The sequence below is a fragment of the Tahibacter amnicola genome (genome assembly GCF_025398735.1).
GTDB classification, from domain to species: domain Bacteria; phylum Pseudomonadota; class Gammaproteobacteria; order Xanthomonadales; family Rhodanobacteraceae; genus Tahibacter; species Tahibacter amnicola.
In genome coordinates this window covers 4,212,201-4,230,716 of the sequence record NZ_CP104694.1, presented here as the reverse complement: position 1 = coordinate 4,230,716, position 18,516 = coordinate 4,212,201, and the positions used below count along the sequence as shown (strand labels likewise).

Here is an 18,516-nt window from a genome sequence, read left to right as displayed (position 1 = left end):
GACGGATGCCCCTGCCATGCGGATGCTTGCAGTGGCCCTGGCCGGGCTGCTGTTTCCCGCGTGGGCGTCAGCTTCGCGACTGAACTATCGGGTAGGGATGTCGGTCGGGCACAGCGACAATATCGCGCGCTCGCCGACGACGCCCGTCGCTGCAACCGTGTTGGCACCCTGGGTGGGCTTTGCACTGACCGAGCTGACTGATCGCTGGAGCGTGCAGGCGACCGGAGACCTGGAGCATCGTCGCTACAGTGGCGGACATTTCGACAGCGAAACGCGGGGACGCGTGGGCGTGCGCGCGGCCTGGCAATGGGTGCCACAGCGACTGTCGTGGTCATTCGAGGATGTGCTGAGCGACCAGCCGGTGAACAGCTTTGCGGCGGACCAGCCGGGCAACCGTCAGCTCGCCAATGTGCTGGTGACCGGCCCGACATTGGCGTTGCGGCCGTCACCGACGATGCGTCTGCTGGGTGAATTGCGCTATGTGAACACGCATGCCGAGAAGTCGACCGAATTCAATGGGGACCGTTTCGGTCTCAACGTTCGCAGCTTGTGGCAGCTCAGGCCGGATCGGGAATTGTCGGCGAACATGGAAAGCACGGATCTTCATTTTGATCAGTCAGCGACCGGGACGCGCGACTACCGGCGCTACGACGCATTTCTCCGTTTCAGTCAGCGTGGATCGCGCCTGGAGGGCGTCGTCGATGCCGGTCGCAGCTGGTTGCGCTACGCCGACTCCGCGCGCGACAGCAACCTCTCGGTTCCGGCCCTGCGCGTGCGCGCCAATCTGGACCTGACCGATTCCACGCGGCTGGAACTGCGCGCCACCCGGCAGGCGTCCGATGCGGCGCAGGATCTCATCGACAGTGCGCCGCGCGTCGAGGACTACGCGCTGCCGATCGGACTGCCGGATCTGCGCCCGGGCGTCGTCAGTGCGGATGTCTACCGGGAGCGCCTCGCCGGTGCCGGAATTGCCCACCGCACGCAGTCCTATTACGTGCGTGCGGATGTGCTGTCGCGTGAGCTCGACTACCAGCGCGAGCAGGCGCAGGACCAGAACACCGACGGCTGGCGCCTGGCCGTGAGCCGTCAGGCCAATGCACGCCTGGGCCTTGGCGCCTTCGCCTCTGGCGAGGAGCGGCGCTACCTGGCCGGTGGGCGCACCGACCGTGACGGGCAAGTGGGGCTGAACCTGCAGTGGCGCTGGACGCGACGTCTCGGAATCACCCTGGAACTGAGCCGGACTGAACGTGACAGTAGCGATCCGGCGCAGTCGTACACGGACCGTCGCGTCCTTTTCAGCCTGAGCTACGTGCGGTGAACACTGCCATGAATGCCGATTCTGTCCTCGCCCTGATGTATCACGGGCTTTCGGGCGACACGCCGGCGCCGGTGGTGGCCGATGCCCATTACACCCTGCCGACGCCTCAATTTGCCGCGCACCTGGACGCGCTGATCGCACGCGGGATCCGCCCCGGCTGTGCGACCGACACCCTGGTGCATGGGCGTGCGGACGTGATCATCACGTTCGATGACGGCGACATCAGCAACTTCGCGGAAGCCTGGCCGATCCTGCGACGACGTGGCCTGCGCGCCGACTTCTTCGTCAATCCGGCCCGTGTCGGACAGCCTGGCTATTGCAGCTGGGCGCAGCTGCGCGAGATGCACGCCGGTGGGATGAGCATCCAGTCGCACGGCATGACGCACCGCTATTTCACCCGCCTGACGCCGCAGGCACTGCGTGATGAGCTGGTGCAGTCACGCGAACGCATTGCCGATCACCTGGGAACGCCGGTTGACTGGCTGGCGCCGCCGGGTGGGCGCTGCCCACCGCGCCTGGGCGAACTGGCGCGCGAGGTCGGTTATGCGGGTGTACTCGGGTCCGCGCCAGGCATCATCCGGCGGGCAACGGCCAATGACGTGGTCGTCCTGCCGCGCGTGGCGGTCACGGCAAACACGCCGGCCGAGGCGGTGTGCCGTTGGGCGCTCGGCGGCAACTCCGCGCTGCGTGGCCTGCGCTGGCGCTACCGCATCCTGCACACCGCGAAGCGCCTGATGGGCGACCGCGGCTATGAGCGCCTGCGCAGCGCGATGCTGGGCCAGGCCGCGCCGGTGCAGCCATGACTCCGTTGGCGCAATGGCTGTTCTGGCTTTCGCTGGCGGGCGTGTTCTACACGTTTATTGGTTATCCACTGCTGGTGGGCGTGCTGGCGCGCTGGCGGCCGCGGCCGATTGAATCGTCGCAATGGCAGCCGACCGTCACCGTGTGCATTGCGATGCACAACGGGTACCGCTGGCTCGACGCCAAGCTGGACAACCTGCTGGCGCACGACTACCCCCCGGACCGCTTGAACATCGTGGTCGTTTCCGACGGATCGGACGATGGCAGCGCCGAGCGCTTGCGCGCCCGGGCGAGTGATCGCGTCACGGTCATCGTCGAACCGCAACGGCGTGGCAAGACAGCCTGCCTGCGACTGGCCATCGGGCAGGCGACCGGCGAAGTGCTCGTATTTACCGATATCCGGCAGCGGCTGGAGCCGGGCAGCGTCCGGGCGCTGTGCGCCGCGCTCGGTTCGGGCGAACTGGCCGCCGTCAGCGGTGCGCTCGCGTTTGAATCGGCCGATGGCTACGCCGCATCGGTCGATGCGTATTGGCGCTACGAATCGTGGTTGCGTCGTGCGGAAGCAGCCAGCGGTTCGGTTGTGGGCGTTACCGGTGCGCTGTACGCGGTGCGCCGCGCCGACATGCCGCTGCCGCCGCCAAACCTGGTGCTGGACGACGTGTGGGTGCCGATGCAGATCGCTGCGCGCGGCGGCCGCGTCGGTATCGAACCGCGCGCTATCGCCTGGGACCAGCCTTCGTCGAATGCCGCGGCGGAATCGGCACGAAAGCGGCGCACGCTGGCCGGCAACTGGCAGCTCCTGGCCATGTGGCCGCGCCTGTTGCTGCCGGGTGCGCATCCGCTGTGGTGGCGCTACGTCAGTCACAAAGTGTCGCGTCTGCTTGTGCCGGTGCTGCTTGGCGTGGCATTTATCTGCAATGTTGCTTTATCGCTGACTGGCTTTGGGTACTTTGCGCTGTTTCTGGCGCAGGTATCGGCCTACGGCGTCGCGCTGGCCGGAATGTTCAGGCCGCAATGGCGCCGCTGGTTGCCCGTGAAGCTGGCGGCAGCGTTTCTGGAAATGAATCTGTACGCCTGGGCGGGCTGGCTGGACTTCCTGCGCCAGCGCGACGCCCATTTGTGGAAGTCCACGCCCGTCCCGGATTCGGCAGGAAGCCCGCCATGACCTCGCAGCCCCAACGCGTGCTCTACATCGTGTCGCTGTTTCCGTGCTGGTCGGAAACCTTCATCGTCCGCGAGATCGAACAATTGCTGGCGCACGGCGTCGACGTGCGCATCCTGTCGCTGAAACGACCGAGCGAAACCCTGGTGCAGGCGCGCGCGGCCGCGTTGATGGACCGGGTCGTCGGCCCGCCGTCGTTTCCGGCCGCACTGGTGGCAGTGACGATGCAGGTGCTGCGGCGTCCGCTGAGAATGGCGGGTGTGCTGGGAACGCTGGTGGCGCAGTTGTGGCGCAGTCCGGTGTCACTTGCCAAGTCGCTGGTGGCGCTCTGGCGGGGAATCGGGGCCTTGCCGGCGATCCGCCGCCAGGATCCGCAGCTGATTCATGCGCACTGGGCAACCTATCCCTCGACGGTGGCCTGGGCGCTGGGACGCCTCGCCGATACGCCGTTCTCCTTTACCTGCCACGCGCATGACATCTTCATCGAAGACCAGCTGCTTCGTCGCAAGTTGAGCGATGCGGCGCTGGCGGTCACCATTTCCGGCTTCAACCGTCGTCATCTGGCGCGCTGGGGCGCAGCGGAGGCGGGAGAGCGTCTGCAGGTCGTGCACTGCGGTGTTGATTTTGCCGAGTTGCCGGCTCAGGAAAGCGCGCGTCGCGATGGTGCCATCGTCAGCGTCGGCCGCCTGGATCCGATCAAGGGCTTCGACGTCCTGATTGCCGCACTGGGCACCCTGCGCGAGCGCGGCGTGCCGTTTGACTGCCATCTGATCGGCGAAGGGCCGCTGCGGCCCCGCCTGGAAGCGCAGCGGCGCAGCCTGCAGCTTGAGCCCGTGCTGAGCCTGCCCGGCGCGCAGCCGCAGGAAAAAGTGCGCAGCGCGCTGGTGGAGGCATCGATCTTCGTCATGCCCAGCGTCGTGACCCCCGAAGGTAACCAGGATGGCATTCCCGTCGCACTGATGGAAGCCATGGCCTGCGGCATGGCGGTGGTCGGCACGCGTGTCTCGGGTATCCCCGAGCTGATAGAGCATGACGTCAGCGGCATCCTGGTCGAGCCGGGTGACAGCCAGGCGCTGGCGGGTGCCATCGAGCGCCTGCTCAGCGATGCAGCCCTGCGCCAGCGGCTCGGCGCGGTGGCGCGTGAACGGGTGCGGCAGGATTTCAACGTCGCTGCCGAAACGCGACGCCTGCTCAGCCTGTTCGGCCGGGCACTGCACCCGCAGGGAGCCGCCGATGCGCGCTGAGCGGATTCTCGTGGTCACCGATGAAATGGAAGTCGGCGGCAGCCAGCGGCAGATCGTTCACCTGCTGCAGGGGGTGAAGGCCAGTGGGCGCGACGTCTCGCTGCTGTATTTCCGCAAGCCGTCGTTTCTGCTCGACCGGATACAGGCCGCCGGCGTCAGCGTACAGCGAATCGACAAGCGTGGCCGCGTCGACCTGGCCTTCGTGCTGCGTCTGGTGCGCTTCCTGCGACGCGGCCGTTTTGACGTGGTGCATTGCTTTTCGATCACGGCGGAAATGTGGGTGCGCCTGGCGCTCTATGCGGTGCCGCGCACGACGCGGCTGGTGTCGTCGGTGCGCGGCATGAGCAAGGACAGCGCCGATTGGCATTGGCGCGCCAAGCGCTGGATCGTGGACGGATCGGCCGCCGTCATTGCCAATAGCCTGCTGGCCGCCGAATGGGTGGCCGAACGGGCTGGCGTGGCAGTGCGGCGGTTTTCCATTGTGAACAACGGGATTGAAGTTCCCGCCGAGCGCGGCGAATCGCTTCGTGAAACGACGCGCGTCGCGCTGGGCGTGCCCGATGGCCGGCTGCTGGTGTTGTTCGTCGGTCGCCTGGTAGCTCTGAAGAACATCAGCCTGTTGCTCCGTGCGATGGCCCTGATCGTGCCGACGGAACGTCCCTGCCTGCGCCTGGCGGGTGATGGCCCGGAACGTGCCCGGATCGAACAGGAAATCGCCGAACGTGGCCTGCAGGATGCCGTGCACCTGCTCGGCGAGCGCGACGACGTGCCAGCGCTGATGAGCGCGGCGGACGTTTTCGTCCTCAGCTCGCGCGAAGAGGGGCTCTCGAACGTCATCCTGGAAGCGATGGGCAGCGGACTTCCGGTTGTCGCCACGGCCGTCGGGGGTACGCCGGAACTGATCGAGGACGGTGTCTGCGGACACCTGGTTCCGGACGATGACGCTGCGGCACTGGCTGCCGCTTTGGAACGACTCGCCGTAGACCATGTGTCGCGGCAGCGACTCGGGCGCGCGGCGCGCCAGCGTGTCACCGAGCAGTTCAGCATTGATGCGATGGTCGGCGCGACGCTGGCCATCTACGACCGTTGTGTCCGCTCAGAAGCGGCGAGGGCCTGAATGGAAACGACACGCGCACTACGGGAGATCCTGTCGCGGCGGACCGCACCCGCGGCATCCGTCGGGCAGTTTGTCACCGGCCTGACGCCGGATAGCCCGCTGTTCGAGCTTGCGCCGGAACTGGGGGCAGCCTTGTGCGCGGTGCCGCTGCGCCGGTCGGGTGCCGCGCTGGTACTGGAAAGCAGCCAGCGCGTCGTGGTCGGTGTATTCGACCTGGCTGTCGGCACGCCGGAAGAACTGCTGACCGACGCGCCGGCGCCCTGGGAAGGCTGGCGCGGCCGCTTCTGCTTCGTTCGCGTCGACCTTCGCAGCGGCGAATGGATCGCGGTGACCGACCATTTCGGCACCTTGCCGCTGTACTACACCGAGTACGAAGACCAGTTCCTGATAGGCAACCGGTTGGCGCCGCTGCTGCGCGCTCCCTGGTGCCAACGGCGCGCGGACGCCTCGGCCATTTTTCACTATCTGAATTTCGCCTGCATTCCCGCGCCCCTGACCGTGGTGCCGGAGGTGAAGCGTCTTCCACCTGGCAGTCTCTGGCGGCGCGGCAGCCAGGCCGGTCGCGTGGAAACGTGGTGGCAACCGCGCTACGCCGAAGACCTGGATGGCACACCGGCGGCGCTGGCCGGCCAGCTGCGCGAGCGCATCGTGGCGACCGTGCAGCGCTACCGACCGGGTAGCGATACGAACTGGGGCGCCTTTCTCAGTGGTGGCACCGACAGCTCCAGCGTCGTGAGCATCCTGGCGCAGCAGGCACCGCGCGACACCGTGCACAGCTATTCCATCGGCTTTGCCGAGCCGGGTTATGACGAGCTGGGCTTTGCACGGATCGCGGCTGGCGCATGTGGTGCGCGCGGTCATTTCGGCAGCGTCGACGAGGTGGAAACCTTGTCCGTGCTACCGCGCCTGACCGAGCTTTTCGACCAGCCGTTCGGCAATGCCTCCGCTGTTCCGACGCTGGCTTGCGCCGGCATGGCCGCCGAGGACGGACGCAACGTCCTGCTTGCCGGTGACGGTGGCGATGAGATCTTCGGGGGCAACGAGCGCTACGCCAAAGACCAGATCATGCATGCGTTCTATCGGCTGCCACGGCCGATCAAGGCGCTGGGGCGCTGGATCGGGCGTGGACTGGGCGGCGGTCGCGTGCGCCTGTTCAATCGCATCGACAATTTTGCGCGGCGTGCCAGCCTGCCCAATCCGGACCGCTTCTACATGGACGATGCGTTCGCGTCGGAGCATTTCGACCACTTCCTGAGCCCGGCGCTGCGCACCTCGCTCACGCCCAGCCTGTCGCTGGCCTTCATGCGCGAGCTGTACGCCGGATGCGATGCCCGGGCCGAGCTGCATCGACTGATGGCGCTAGACCTGAACATGGCGATTGCCCAGAACGACCTGGTCAAGGTCGACGGGGCGTGCCGCCACGTGGGTGTCGGAGCGCGGTTTCCGTTCCTGGATCCGGATCTAGTGAATTACACCGGGCGCCTGAAAGCGCACTGGAAAGTTCGCCGCCTGGACAAACGCCACCTGTTCAAGCAGGCGATGGAGCCGATTCTTCCGCCGGCAATCCTGCGCAAGCCCAAGCAGGGGTTTGGCCTGCCGATCAGCGTGTGGATCGCCGAACGTCCGGCCTTTCGCGAATGGATGCGTGACCTGCTGCTCTCGCAGCGCTCACGCGAGCGCGGCTGGTTCGAGCCGGATTTCGTGCAGCGACTGTTCGACCGGCACGTGGCGGGAGAATGGGATTTCTCGGCCTCGCTGTGGCAACTGGCAGTCCTGGAACTGTGGATGAGGCAGCATCTTGATGGCTAGCGCCGGATCATCGCTGCGCGTGCTGATGCTGCTGGAAGGCCATTTCCCGGCAGTCGGCGGCGCTGAGCGTCAGCTCGACACACTCGCCCGCGCGCTGCGCGAGCGGGGACACCGCGTCCGCGTCGTGATTCCGCGGCTCGACCCGAAAACGCGTCCTGGCCCGGGGCGTCATGGCAAGCTGCCGCTCTATCGCCTGGCATATCCGCGCTGGCGCGTGCTCGGCAGCCTGATGCTGTTGGTGCGCCTGGCCCTGGTGCTGTGGCGGTGGCGCCACCGCTATGACGCTATCCATGTGCACATTGCACACAATATGGGGGCCGTGGCTGCGGTGCTCGGTCGCTGGCTGGGCAAGCCCGTCGTGGTGAAATTCTCCGGCTGGTGGGAACTGGAGCGCGGTTGCCTGCGCCCGCGGGGTGGCGTGGGCGCCTGGCTGGCCCGACGCATGTTGCGCCGGGCCAGTGCCGTGCAGGCGATCAGCCAGCGTTTTGCCTCGGAACTACGCCGCCGCGGATTTGCGCAGGACACGATCCACTGGGTACCCAATGGCGTGGACATGTCGCGATTTGCCGGCATGGCCCGCACCGACAACCGTGACGGCGCATCAACGGCGGTCTTTGTGGGGCGTCTGGTCAGCGAGAAGGGGCTGGATACCTTGCTGCGCGCGTGGGCGCAGGCCGGTTCCAGTCTGGCCGGCTGGCGGCTTCGCCTGGTTGGCGGCGGCGTGCAGGAACGCGAACTGCGCCAACTGGCCGATACCCTGGGTATCGGGGGCGCCGTGGATTTTGTCGGACCCAGCGACGCGGTGGAGCAACACCTTGCCGAAGCGGATGTCGGCCTGCTGCCGTCGCGCTTCGAAGGCTTGTCCAATACGCTGCTGGAGTACATGGCGGCCGGCTTGCCGGGCATCGTGTCGCGCATCAGCGGCAGCGAGGATTTCATCATCGCCCGCCGCAGCGGCTGGCTGTTCGAGCCGGATGACGTGGCGGGGCTCGCCGCTGCGCTGGCCGAGATGGCGACTGCCGCGCGCGAAGATCGGCTGGCGATGGGAGTGGCGGCGCGGCAGGACGTTCTTGCGCGCGCCTCGATCGATGCGGTGGTGACGCGGCTTCTCGGCCTCTATGCCGGCGCGCAAGGAGAGCCCTGATGTGCGGAATCATTGGCATCGTGCGGGCCAGCGACATGCCGGTGCCCGGCCGCGACGTCGGCCTGGCGATGAACGACGCGATCGTGCACCGTGGTCCGGACGATGGCGGCATCTTCCGTTCGGACGATGCGCTCCTGGGCATGCGCCGCCTTGCCATCATCGACGTGGCCGGTGGCCAGCAACCCGTTGGTTCGGACGACGGCCGGGTGCAGCTGGTCTTCAACGGCGAAATCTACAATTACCGGACGCTGCGCGCGGAGCTGTCGGCGCTCGGCCACACGTTCAGGAGCGCATCGGACACCGAGGTGATCCTGCGTGCCTACCTGCAGTGGGGCGAGGGCGCGATCGCGCGGCTGGAAGGCATGTTCGGCCTCGCCATCTGGGACGGGCGCCACCACAGGCTCGTGCTGGCGCGCGACCGCCTGGGGAAGAAGCCGCTGTTCCTGTGGCAGACGCCCCACTACCTGGCATTCGCCAGCGAAATGAAGTCGTTGCTGGCCATCCCCGGATTTTCGCGTCGCATCGATACATCCGTCTTCGGCGCGTTCTTCGCCTTTGGCTATGTCCCCACACCGCGTTCCATCTTCCAGGATGTGGTGAAACTGCCGCCGGGCCACTATGCGGTGTTCGAATCCGGGCGGCTGCGCTATCAGAAATACTGGGACCTGGACTTCCAGCCGGCTTTTCGTGGCAGTGAATCCGATGCGCGGGAGGAGCTCGCCGCGGTGCTGGACAAGGCCGTATCCGATCGCCTCGTCGCCGACGTGCCTTTCGGCGCGTTCCTGAGTGGCGGTCTGGATTCGAGCGTCGTGGTCGCACTGATGGCCAGGCATTTGTCACAGCCCGTGCGCACGTTCTCCATCGGCTTTCGCGAAGCGCGCTACAGCGAATTGTCCGATGCGCGCCGTGTGGCGCAGCACCTGGGTACTGATCACCACGAACAAGTGGTCGAGCCGGATGCGACAACCCTGGTCGAGCAACTGGTGTGGCACCTGGACGAACCCTTCGCGGATTCGTCGGCCCTGCCAACCTTCCTGGTGTCGCAGCTGGCCGCGCGCCAGGTGAAGATGGTGTTGTCCGGCGACGGCGGCGACGAGGCCTTTGCCGGCTACGACCGCTACCTGCGCTTCCTCGCACTGGATCGCCTGGGCCCCTTGCGCAGCGTGCTGGCGCTGGGGCTTGACGGAGTCGGACGGCTGCTGCCGGGCATGCGTGGTTTCCGCTTGCGCCGCATTGCCCAGCGTCTGCGCGTACCGTTTCCCGACAGTTATCTTTCCGGCGTGGCGCTATCGCGTCCAGAGCAGATCCGCCAGATCCTCGCGGACGATGCCGCCAGCACGCATCCGTACACGGCGTTGCATGGCCTGTTCGCTGCCGACGACCGGCGGCCGGTGCTCGATCGCATCGTCGATGCGGATATCCGCAGCTATCTGCTCGACGACATCCTGGTAAAGCTCGACCGCATGAGCATGGCTGCCTCGATCGAGGGCAGGGCGCCGTTGCTGGATCACCGTGTGGTGGAATTCGCCGTTCGGCTGCCGCCGTCGATGCGCGTGCGCGGTGGACGCGGCAAGCATCTGCTGCGCGAGGTTGCCCGACGGTGGCTGCCATCGGACATCCTCGACAAACCCAAGCAGGGTTTTGCGATTCCGCTCTCCGAATGGCTGCGCGGTCCGCTCGGCCAGATGGCGGCCGACCTGTTCGGCAGCCGCGCTTTCCGGGAACGTGGCTGGCTGCAGCCCGGCAATGTGGACGGGCTGCTCCAGGCGCACCGTGCCGGGACCGCCGACCACGGCGAGACGCTCTGGCAGGTGCTGTGTATGGAGTTGTGGGCACGCCGCTTCGTGGATGCTGCGAGGGCCTGATCGTCGTGCTGCGGATCTTGCTCGCCGTGCTGGTCGTCTACACGCCGAACCAGATCCATTTCCCGTCTGACCTGGGGCTGCCGGGCCTCAACGTGGTCAACCTGCTGTTCCTGTTCGCGCTGCTGTTCCTGGTGACGGCAGGGCGTTGGGGCGGGCTGGCTCCGCCGCAGCTGGGGCCCGCACTGCGGACCTATTTCGCGATGATGGCGCTGGGCACCATCCTGGCATTGATCGTCCGGCCGCGCGTGCCGATGGAAGACATCACCTACTTCAAGACGGTGCTGTTCTATCCGCTGTACTACTTCCTTTTCTACTACGCGGTGCGCGACCTGCGCATGGCGCGCCAGTTTGTCATCGGCATCTTCGCAGTGGCGGTGATTGCGGGACTGGAGGCCTGGTCGGAGGCGATGGCCTACGGCATCGGCAGCTACGTGGAGAGTCATCGCGCTGCCGGACCCTTCGGCCCCGACTTCCGCTCCGCCAACCGGGCTGGTGTGTTCTACTCCATGTTCATTCCGTTGCTCGCGGCGCCATTTCTGTTTCTGCGCAAGCGCTGGCTGTGGCGTCTGGCCAGTGCTGGTGGTGCACTGGTGCTGGCGGGGGCCGTGCTGTTCACGTACTCGCGTCAGTCGTACTTCATTACCTTGCTGGGGCTGGCACTTCTCACGGTCCGGCGCAGTGCCGCCGTGGCGGTGCTTGCGCTGGCGGGCTTCCTGGTCGCGTTGCCCTATCTTCCCGAAGGCGCCACGCAGCGCGTGGAGGAAACCCAGCAAGTAGGCCAGCACGGCGAGGAGCGCTTCGACGAAAGCACGGAGAGCCGTTGGGAAATCTGGACGGGCGCCGTACAGATGTGGTCCGAGAACCCGCTGGGTATCGGCCTCAACCGCTTCAAGAGCATGATCGGCAATTACTGCATCTACGTCGGCAAGGATGCGCACAACTTCTATGTGCTGACGCTGGCCGAGTCGGGGCTGCAGGGATTGGCCAGCCTGCTGTTCCTGATGTTCGCAGTCTGGCGGCTGGGGGGCAGCCTGATCCGCGCCGCAGTGGATGACGAGGCGATGGCGCTCGGGCAAGGGTTTCGCGTGGCCGCCCTGGGCATGGCCCTGGGCAACATCTATGGAAGTCCATTTACGGAGGGGGCGGTGATGGGCATTTTCTGGGCGCTGGCAGGCGTGTTGGAGCGCTATGCCTATCTGCGTCACGAGGCGGTGTCCGCTCCGGTAGCGGAACCGGCCAGGGCGGGCGCCCGAGCGGTGCACGCATGACGCGGCAGGCGCATGGCCATGCGCTGAGCCTGTCGGCCCTGAACCTGGTGAGCAAGGCACTGGCAGTAGGCAAGACCATGCTGATCGCCGGGCTGTTCGGCGCCGGCGCGACACTCGATGCCTTCTGGGTTGCGTACTCGCTGCCCTTGCTCCTGCCGGCGTTGCTGACGACGGTCATCACCGTAGCCTTCGTTCCGCGTTTCATGACCAGCCTGGAGGGCCGCAGTGGGCCGCAGGCGTGGCAGGGCGCCAACACGCTTTTCACGCTGATCTTCCTGGTGTCGGTGACGGCAGCGGTGCTGATGAGTGTCTATGCCTCGTCGCTGGTGGCCGGCCTGGCACCGGGCCTTGCGCCGCAGACACACGCCAGAGCCGTGGACCTGACCCGCGTGCTGATGCCCTCGATCCCGATCCTGACCATGTCGTCGATCCTCTCGGCGATCAGCAATGCCCGCGAACGCTTCATCCTGCCCGCGCTGGAAGGCGTGCTCACCAATATCGCGGTGATGGCGTGTGCCGTGCTGCTCGCTTCGCGCTGGGGTGTGACGGCGCTGATCTTCGGCGTACTGGCAGGCTTCCTGTTGCAGGCCGTGGTGCTCGTTCGCGGCAATTGGACGATGCTGCGGGAGAACGTGCGGCCGGCGCTGGCGCTTCGGCATCCGGACTTCGTCGCACCCGCAGCGCATCTGCTGCCCTTGTTCGTCGGTGCAGCGGGCTCGGTGGCGACCGGGCTGGTGAACCAGTACTTCCTGTCCCATGGCGGGGAGGGCGCGATCTCGGCCATGGCCTACGCCAGCATGTTTGCCTTCCTGCCGGTCGAGGTCTTCGCGCAGGCCGTGATCACGACGTTCTATCCTGCCCTCGGGCGTGCCTTCGCCAAGGGTGACCATGCCGCGGCCGCCGAGAGTTTTGCCGAGGGCGTTCGCTTTGTGCTGTTCCTGACCTTGCCCTGTGCCGTGTTGCTGGGCGTGTTCTCCGAACCGTTGATGGTGCTGCTGCTGGAGCGGGGATCATTCACGCCGGACGATACGGCGCTGACGGCCCAGCTCACCTCCATCCTGGTGCTGGGCCTGGTATTCCGTGCCTTCGCGTTCTTCAACTACCGGGTACTGCATGCGAGTCTGCGGCCGTGGCTCCAGGTGTCGATCGGATTGCTCGGAGTGGCCACGCACTGGATGCTGTGTGGCGTCCTCGGCGGCAAATGGGGCGCGCAGGGTGTAGCGGTGGCCACGGCAGCGTCGATGTGCCAATCGGCGATCCTGTCTGCTTTTGCCGCCGCGTGGGTGCTGCGGCTGCGTAGCGCTGCTGCCCTGGGGCGCGAACTGGTGCGCCTGGCCGCGCTGACGCTAGCCATGCTAGTCACTTCTCTTGCCGTAGCGCGCTGGCTGTGGCCGCCCGCCGGCGGCAGCCGTTGGCTTCCTGCCACGGTCGCCATCGCCACCGCCGCAGCGGTTGGCCTCGCTACCCTGGCGCTCGCCCGGGGCCTCCGCCAGCCGGATGTCACTTGGCTCTTCCGCATGGTACGGTCGCGTCTGCTACGCTGACGTTCATCTCGCCCTGACGGACGCGACGACAGCAAATTGACGCTGCTCGACCGGTGTCTGTCGGGCGATATGCGCCGCCCGAAAAATCGATCGCGCGATTTGAACATAACCAATTTTTAATTGGCGGACTTTCGTTTCCTAAATATCAGTTATTTGCGTGCGCAAGTTGTTGCCGATCGCTGGCAAGGGCGGCAGTCATCGAATTTGTTTCTCCACCGCCGCGAAGAAAATCGCGTCAAAACAGTGGCGGAGTGTCGAAAAAACGTCGCTGAAAATATAAACGTGCACAATCGACACTTCGTGGATTTTTTATCTTCGCTGCGAAGTTGTGTGACTTTCTTCGCAAAATCGCCGGATGAAATTTCCTACTGTTTCAGCCATCGCGATGTTGCGTGGTAGGAGTAAAGTGATGGTGATTTCCCGGTACGGTTTTCTGGTTTCTTGCACTCTGGGATTGGCTGCCGTCAGCGCAATGATGGTGATGCCGGTGTCGCGCGCTGTGGCGGCGACGGGTGAGGAACCCCTGACAGCCGAAGATCCGGTGTTCAAGGCGGGGTTCGAACCGGTGGTGACAGGTCCATGCGGAACGTTTTACGAGGCCGGATTTTCGGCCGTGATGGGGCAGGTCGCGGTGGCGTCGCCATCGTCGGGCAAGCCGGCCAAGGGCCAGATCACGACCGATCCGAATTTCCACACCTGTGTGGTGCGTGCCACCAACCACGCGGCTGAGCCGCCGCAGGGTTTCGCGCGCAATGACTATTCCCGGCGCCAGGCCTTCAATGCGGATAACACGCGTTTCATCGTGTACTCCGAGAACGGCTTCTGGCATCTGTATGACGCGCGTACATTGACGCATCTGCGGGCGCTCACTGGTCCGGCCGGCGATGCCGAGCCGCAATGGCATCCGACCAGCGCCAATACGCTGTACTACGTGCCGACCAACGGCGGTACCCGCCTGATGTCGCTGAATGTGGAAACCAACCAGTCCACGGTCGCTGCCGATTTCGCCGGACGCCTGCCGTGGAACGACGTGGCCCATATCTGGACCAAGTCCGAGGGCAGCCCGTCGGCTGATGGTCGCTATTGGTGCTTCCAGGCGGAGAACGCGAGCTTTGGTATTCGTGGCGTCTTCACCTACGACCTGCAGACCAACACGATCCTCGGTACGAAAGCACTGACGGCACGGCCCGACCACGTCAGCATGTCGGCGTCAGGCCGCTGGTGTGTGGTGTCGCACCTGAGCGACGCGGGCGGTACGAAGGCCTGGAACCGGACGTTTACCAGTTCGCGCCAGCTGCATACCACGTCCGAGCATTCGGACCTGGCCCTGGGAACCGGCGGTGAAGACTATTTCGTCTTCGTCGATTACCAGAGCAATACCGGCGACCTGGTCATGGTGAATATCGACACCGGCGCGCGTACGGCCCTGCTGCCCACGTATATCAACGGCACAGCGACGGCCTACCATGTTTCCGGCAAGAACTTCGCGAAACCGGGTTGGTTCCTCCTGTCGACCTATGCACGGGTGGGTGCCGAGAAGTGGTTGCACGAACGCATCATGGCGGTCGAGCTGTCGGCGATGCCGCGCATCCTGAACATCGCTCATCACCATAGCGTGGCCAACGGCTATTGGACCGAGCCGCATGCCTCGGTGAGTCGCGACTTCACCCGCGTCCTGTTCACCTCCAACTGGGGCGTGAATTCGTCGACGGACGTGGATGCGTACATCGTGCAGCTGCCGCCGGCAGCGCTTCCGCAGTAAAGGCACATCGTAGTACTTCGAGACAGCGGCGGCCGGACGGCCGCCGCAGGGCCAGCGGGGCAGGGGTGTTCCCGTTCTCTTGGGCGAAGGTATTGCCCGCTGGCCCGGGGCCTGGCCGGCCCCGGCGACACCGACTGTGAGTCGATCCCCTAGCGCATCATGGCGCGTCCCGCATCCCGCCTGGCGTCCGTGCTGGCTTCCTCGATCAGCCGGTGCGTCTTTTCCGCATCCGGAATGTGATCAAACTGCGGAGGCAGTTGGCGGCCACGCCCGGTTCTCTCCTCCGTTCCGGGGAACTGGATGGTTCCGCTGCCGTCGCCATGCCGGCTCAGCGTGATTGCCGAGAGCCGTTCGAGCGGCAAGCTGCGCAGATGTTGGCCAAACACGTGTTCGATGATGAGAACGCGACGATCAGTCACCGCGTACTGCGTGCGTGCGCGGCGGTAGCTGTCGAAGAAGAATCGGCCGACCATGAGGTAGAGCCCGATCAGGACAAACGGTATTCCCCACAGACGCATCACCAGTGGCGCATTGGACTGGATAACCATCCATTCCCAGAAGATGGCGAAGCCTCCCCACATGAGGCTGAAAGGAATCAGCAGGGCGTCGGAAGGGCGAATAAGCAGCCCGGTCTGCGGTTTTCCCACCCATAACACTCGCTCGCCGGCAAGCAGGGATTCGCGGACCGCTGGTGGAATGATCAATGGATTGGCCTTTGTCGCGGGTGGGCAGGGGGACCGTTTGTGGCTTCTGGAGCCCCTCGAGTCAAGGGCTGCCAACCGCAAAGCGCGTATCTCGCAGGTTCGCCGCGCCTAAAATTCGATTCGCCTGCGTGTTCGCCTTCCTGGATGGTCCAGGCGACGACGGGGCGCTTGTCATTGCAGGGTAATTCGGCGATTATATTTAGGACTCCTAATTAATTGTCGCCATGAACACCTTCGACGCGATTTCCCAACCCCTGCCGGTGCGTCTGGCGCAGGCTCTGGCGCGACTGTCGCTCGTGATGCGCCAGGACGCCTGGGAGCGCGGGCAGCATTCGGAGTTGACACCGACCCAGGCGCAGGTTCTGGGCCTTTTGGCGCCGCGGAGCGATAACGGGCTTTCGCCCGGCACCATCGCTGGCCTGCTGGCATTGACGCCGCCGACCGTCAGCGATGCGGTGGCTGCGCTTGAGCGCAAAGGGGCCGTCGAGCGCATTGCGGATGCAGCCGACGCGCGTCGCCGACTGGTGCGCCTGACCGTGCGTGGCCGCGAACTGGCGCAGCAAGCCGAAATGCCGGCCTTGTCCATCGTGGATGCCGTAGCTCACCTGGACCCGGCCACCCAGAGCGTGGTGTTCGCCGCGCTCATCCAGGTCATCCAGCAATTGCAGAAAGCCGGCCGCATCCGTGTCGACCGCATGTGCGTGACCTGCACCCATTTCCGACCGAACGTGCACCGGGACGATCCCGGCACGCCGCATCACTGCGCCCTGGTCGATGCCCCCTTCGGTGATCGTCATCTGCGGATCGACTGTCCCGAACACCAGCCCGCCGAACCGGTTCCGGTGTGACACACCGGCTCGGTGCGACGGTTTTCCCCTTGAACCATTCCACGAGGACTTATGCGACTACGAACGATTGTTCCCGGCAGTGCCCTGTTGCTCGCCAGCGCGCTGGCTGCTGCCCACGGCATCGACGCCAAACCAACGCCGGCGACGAATCCGGATTTCGACATCGTGAGCACCCGCGTCAGCGCTGCCGACCGGTATCTGCAATTTGAAATGACGGTCAGCGGAAAGGCGGGCAACAGCCGTCCGTCCCGGAGCGGAAAGATGGCGGGGTCGGATGTCTTCTCCTACGTCTGGCCCACCAAGCTCGACTCGGCGGTGGTGGGATTCGACAAGGAGCAGGGCATCCTGGCGCTCGCGGCGACGGCCCACCCGGACTTCGACGACACGCCCTGGTTCGACGAAAACGGCAACGCCAATTCGGACGACGACGGCGATGTCTGGCACAGCCACTGGGTCGTCCTGGTGAATGACGACCAGTGCGGCAAGGGCATGCTCAAGGTAAAGGACATTCCGCCTGGTGCTACGCCGCGTGTGCCCGCGACCTGGCCCGGTGTGCCGCTGCTGCTGGATTCCCCGGGCTATACACCGGTGTTCGCCGGCAACCGGATCACGGTCCGCGTGCCGTTTGCCAACGCCCGCACCCTGCATGACACGGCGTTTGACGGCGTGACGGCGGGACTTCGGATCAACGCCAGCATGCACGCGCCTCTGCTGTGCGTCGTGGCGGTCAACGACGTGGCCTCGGGCGACCTGAGCCTGCCCGGGCGCGTCGAGTAAGACGGGGGCCTTGGGAAGTTAGCGGACCGACCAAGGCACCCGACCCCTCAATGGCTCTCACCGTCAAGGAGTTACCTATTATGAACACGAACGCGGTCTTCTATCACGCCGGTTGTCCGGTCTGTGTCGATGCCGAGCAGCAACTGGCCGGCGCGCTCGATCCGGCGCGTTATCAGGTCGAAATCGTCCACCTGGGGCAGCAACGCGAGCGTATCGGCGAAGCCGCTGCGGCCGGGGTGGCGTCCGTGCCGGCCCTGGTGATCGGTGGTCTGCCCCTGCACATCAATTTTGGTGCGCACCTGACCGACCTGTAGTCTGCCGGCAGTGGCGCCCCGTGGGCGCCACTGCCGTCTAGCGTGACGGTTCCGGCAAAACCTTGGCGATCTTGCGCGGCTCCCCGCCGCCGGCGCGGGCAGACCGCGCGGCGCCGGATGCCGATTCGAAGGGCAGGATCGACTGATCCAGGTCGATCAGCGGCGCCAGTTCGTACACATTGCGATAACCGTATGTGTATAGCGAAATATACGTGGAGAGGTTGAGCGATGCCGTGGCCATCTTGCGTGGAAAGGCGTCGACCGGCGTGAAGTTGTTGTTGCAATACACGAGGATGCGCGCGTTCTTGTCCGGCAGCGCCTGTTCCAGGCTGGCGACGTCGATATCCGGAAAGCTCAGATTGATCGCGCCACGGACGTGCAGCATGTCGTACTTCTCGCGGCTGCGCGCATCCAGCACGATCGTGCCAGGTTCCCGGCTCATGCGCAGGAAGTCTGCTTCGCTGACGCGGCGACTGGCGCGGTGCTTCGCCGCCTCGGCCGAGACGGCCAGGTACCCGTCCATGTCGATCGCAGGATTGTGCAGCGATTTTGCCGGTTCGCCCGCCGTCGCCATGGCGGCGCCCAGCAGCAGGCCCAGCGAGACAAGCATCGTGTGTACGTTCATGGGACACCTCGGCCTTGGGAATCAGGAACCGGCGGCGCCGGCTCGTATTCAGGCTAGGTGGTCGTCCGCAGCCATCGTAGGCCGGATTCGGCAAATTCCGGCGGCTCTGGTTTACAAACGATTTACATGATTCGCAGCGCGCCCGTTGCTACGCTGTCTCCAGGGAGCGGCGCAGGCGCGCGAGGCCCGCGTGGTTTCCCGATGGATCTGGCGA

General features: G+C 65.5%; 16 protein-coding genes. 14 read left to right on the top strand and 2 right to left on the bottom strand.

Annotated features, from left to right (window positions below):
- Positions 1-16 precede the first annotated feature (16 nt).
- From N4264_RS16450 to N4264_RS16400, 11 genes are all read left to right on the top strand, one after another.
- Positions 17-1,318 carry an outer membrane beta-barrel protein gene (locus N4264_RS16450; protein ID WP_261693325.1) on the top strand — a complete coding sequence of 434 codons (1,302 nt, stop codon included), beginning with the start codon at positions 17-19 and terminating at the stop codon, positions 1,316-1,318.
- Between the two features lie 8 nt (positions 1,319-1,326).
- Positions 1,327-2,121 (top strand): polysaccharide deacetylase family protein, encoded by a 795-nt coding sequence (locus tag N4264_RS16445; RefSeq protein ID WP_261693324.1) that lies wholly within the window; start codon positions 1,327-1,329, stop codon positions 2,119-2,121.
- Positions 2,118-3,284, top strand: a complete 1,167-nt coding sequence (locus N4264_RS16440) for a glycosyltransferase family 2 protein (protein WP_261693323.1) — start codon at positions 2,118-2,120, stop codon at positions 3,282-3,284. Before N4264_RS16445 ends, N4264_RS16440 begins: the two co-directional genes overlap by 4 nt.
- Positions 3,281-4,525 (top strand): glycosyltransferase family 4 protein, encoded by a 1,245-nt coding sequence (locus N4264_RS16435; protein ID WP_261693322.1) that lies wholly within the window; start codon positions 3,281-3,283, stop codon positions 4,523-4,525. Before N4264_RS16440 ends, N4264_RS16435 begins: the two co-directional genes overlap by 4 nt.
- On the top strand, positions 4,515-5,642 hold the full coding sequence (locus tag N4264_RS16430; protein ID WP_261693321.1) for a glycosyltransferase: 1,128 nt from the start codon (positions 4,515-4,517) through the stop codon (positions 5,640-5,642). Before N4264_RS16435 ends, N4264_RS16430 begins: the two co-directional genes overlap by 11 nt.
- On the top strand, positions 5,643-7,451 hold the full coding sequence (locus N4264_RS16425) for an asparagine synthetase B family protein (protein ID WP_261693320.1): 1,809 nt from the start codon (positions 5,643-5,645) through the stop codon (positions 7,449-7,451).
- A complete protein-coding gene (locus N4264_RS16420) occupies positions 7,444-8,595 on the top strand; it encodes a glycosyltransferase family 4 protein (protein WP_261693319.1) in 1,152 nt (383 codons plus the stop codon). The genes N4264_RS16425 and N4264_RS16420 overlap by 8 nt, the downstream gene beginning before the upstream one ends.
- Positions 8,595-10,460 carry an asparagine synthase (glutamine-hydrolyzing) gene (gene asnB / locus N4264_RS16415; protein WP_261693318.1) on the top strand — a complete coding sequence of 622 codons (1,866 nt, stop codon included), beginning with the start codon at positions 8,595-8,597 and terminating at the stop codon, positions 10,458-10,460. Before N4264_RS16420 ends, asnB begins: the two co-directional genes overlap by 1 nt.
- Positions 10,461-10,465: 5 nt before the next feature.
- A complete protein-coding gene (locus tag N4264_RS16410; RefSeq protein WP_261693317.1) occupies positions 10,466-11,728 on the top strand; it encodes an O-antigen ligase family protein in 1,263 nt (420 codons plus the stop codon).
- Complete coding sequence (murJ, locus tag N4264_RS16405; protein WP_261693316.1) at positions 11,725-13,272, top strand: murein biosynthesis integral membrane protein MurJ; 1,548 nt, start codon at positions 11,725-11,727, stop codon at positions 13,270-13,272. The genes N4264_RS16410 and murJ overlap by 4 nt, the downstream gene beginning before the upstream one ends.
- A 409-nt stretch (positions 13,273-13,681) precedes the next feature.
- Positions 13,682-15,034 carry a TolB-like translocation protein gene (locus N4264_RS16400; protein WP_261693315.1) on the top strand — a complete coding sequence of 451 codons (1,353 nt, stop codon included), beginning with the start codon at positions 13,682-13,684 and terminating at the stop codon, positions 15,032-15,034.
- Positions 15,035-15,183: 149 nt separating this feature from the next.
- Here the strand turns inward: N4264_RS16400 and N4264_RS16395 are convergent, their stop codons facing one another.
- The gene (locus N4264_RS16395; protein WP_261693314.1) at positions 15,184-15,738 is read right to left on the bottom strand and encodes a PH domain-containing protein; all 555 of its coding nucleotides are present in this window, start codon (positions 15,736-15,738) and stop codon (positions 15,184-15,186) included.
- A gap of 224 nt (positions 15,739-15,962) precedes the next feature.
- Between N4264_RS16395 and N4264_RS16390 the strand changes: the two genes are divergently transcribed.
- The 3 genes from N4264_RS16390 to N4264_RS16380 all read left to right on the top strand — a co-directional run bounded on the left by N4264_RS16390 (position 15,963) and on the right by N4264_RS16380 (position 17,677).
- Positions 15,963-16,586 (top strand): MarR family winged helix-turn-helix transcriptional regulator, encoded by a 624-nt coding sequence (locus N4264_RS16390; RefSeq protein WP_261693313.1) that lies wholly within the window; start codon positions 15,963-15,965, stop codon positions 16,584-16,586.
- 51 nt (positions 16,587-16,637) lie between these two features.
- On the top strand, positions 16,638-17,363 hold the full coding sequence (locus N4264_RS16385; RefSeq protein ID WP_261693312.1) for a hypothetical protein: 726 nt from the start codon (positions 16,638-16,640) through the stop codon (positions 17,361-17,363).
- 80 nt (positions 17,364-17,443) lie between these two features.
- Positions 17,444-17,677, top strand: coding sequence for a thioredoxin domain-containing protein (locus N4264_RS16380; RefSeq protein WP_261693311.1), 234 nt, complete (start codon positions 17,444-17,446; stop codon positions 17,675-17,677).
- Between the two features lie 37 nt (positions 17,678-17,714).
- Here N4264_RS16380 and N4264_RS16375 read toward each other — a convergent pair whose 3' ends face one another.
- A complete protein-coding gene (locus N4264_RS16375; protein ID WP_261693310.1) occupies positions 17,715-18,302 on the bottom strand; it encodes a rhodanese-like domain-containing protein in 588 nt (195 codons plus the stop codon).
- Positions 18,303-18,516 lie beyond the last annotated feature (214 nt).

What these genes read in the sequence shown, in the direction of transcription:
- N4264_RS16450 (WP_261693325.1), top strand. Translation starts at nt 17, where the DNA reads ATGCGGATGCTTGCAGTGGCCCTGGCCGGGCTGCTGTTTCCCGCGTGG.
- N4264_RS16445 (WP_261693324.1), top strand. Translation starts at nt 1,327, where the DNA reads ATGAATGCCGATTCTGTCCTCGCCCTGATGTATCACGGGCTTTCGGGC.
- N4264_RS16440 (WP_261693323.1), top strand. Translation starts at nt 2,118, where the DNA reads ATGACTCCGTTGGCGCAATGGCTGTTCTGGCTTTCGCTGGCGGGCGTG.
- N4264_RS16435 (WP_261693322.1), top strand. Translation starts at nt 3,281, where the DNA reads ATGACCTCGCAGCCCCAACGCGTGCTCTACATCGTGTCGCTGTTTCCG.
- N4264_RS16430 (WP_261693321.1), top strand. Translation starts at nt 4,515, where the DNA reads ATGCGCGCTGAGCGGATTCTCGTGGTCACCGATGAAATGGAAGTCGGC.
- N4264_RS16425 (WP_261693320.1), top strand. Translation starts at nt 5,643, where the DNA reads ATGGAAACGACACGCGCACTACGGGAGATCCTGTCGCGGCGGACCGCA.
- N4264_RS16420 (WP_261693319.1), top strand. Translation starts at nt 7,444, where the DNA reads ATGGCTAGCGCCGGATCATCGCTGCGCGTGCTGATGCTGCTGGAAGGC.
- asnB (WP_261693318.1), top strand. Translation starts at nt 8,595, where the DNA reads ATGTGCGGAATCATTGGCATCGTGCGGGCCAGCGACATGCCGGTGCCC.
- murJ (WP_261693316.1), top strand. Translation starts at nt 11,725, where the DNA reads ATGACGCGGCAGGCGCATGGCCATGCGCTGAGCCTGTCGGCCCTGAAC.
- N4264_RS16400 (WP_261693315.1), top strand. Translation starts at nt 13,682, where the DNA reads ATGGTGATTTCCCGGTACGGTTTTCTGGTTTCTTGCACTCTGGGATTG.
- N4264_RS16390 (WP_261693313.1), top strand. Translation starts at nt 15,963, where the DNA reads ATGAACACCTTCGACGCGATTTCCCAACCCCTGCCGGTGCGTCTGGCG.
- N4264_RS16385 (WP_261693312.1), top strand. Translation starts at nt 16,638, where the DNA reads ATGCGACTACGAACGATTGTTCCCGGCAGTGCCCTGTTGCTCGCCAGC.
- N4264_RS16380 (WP_261693311.1), top strand. Translation starts at nt 17,444, where the DNA reads ATGAACACGAACGCGGTCTTCTATCACGCCGGTTGTCCGGTCTGTGTC.
- N4264_RS16375 (WP_261693310.1), bottom strand. Translation starts at nt 18,302, where the DNA reads ATGAACGTACACACGATGCTTGTCTCGCTGGGCCTGCTGCTGGGCGCC.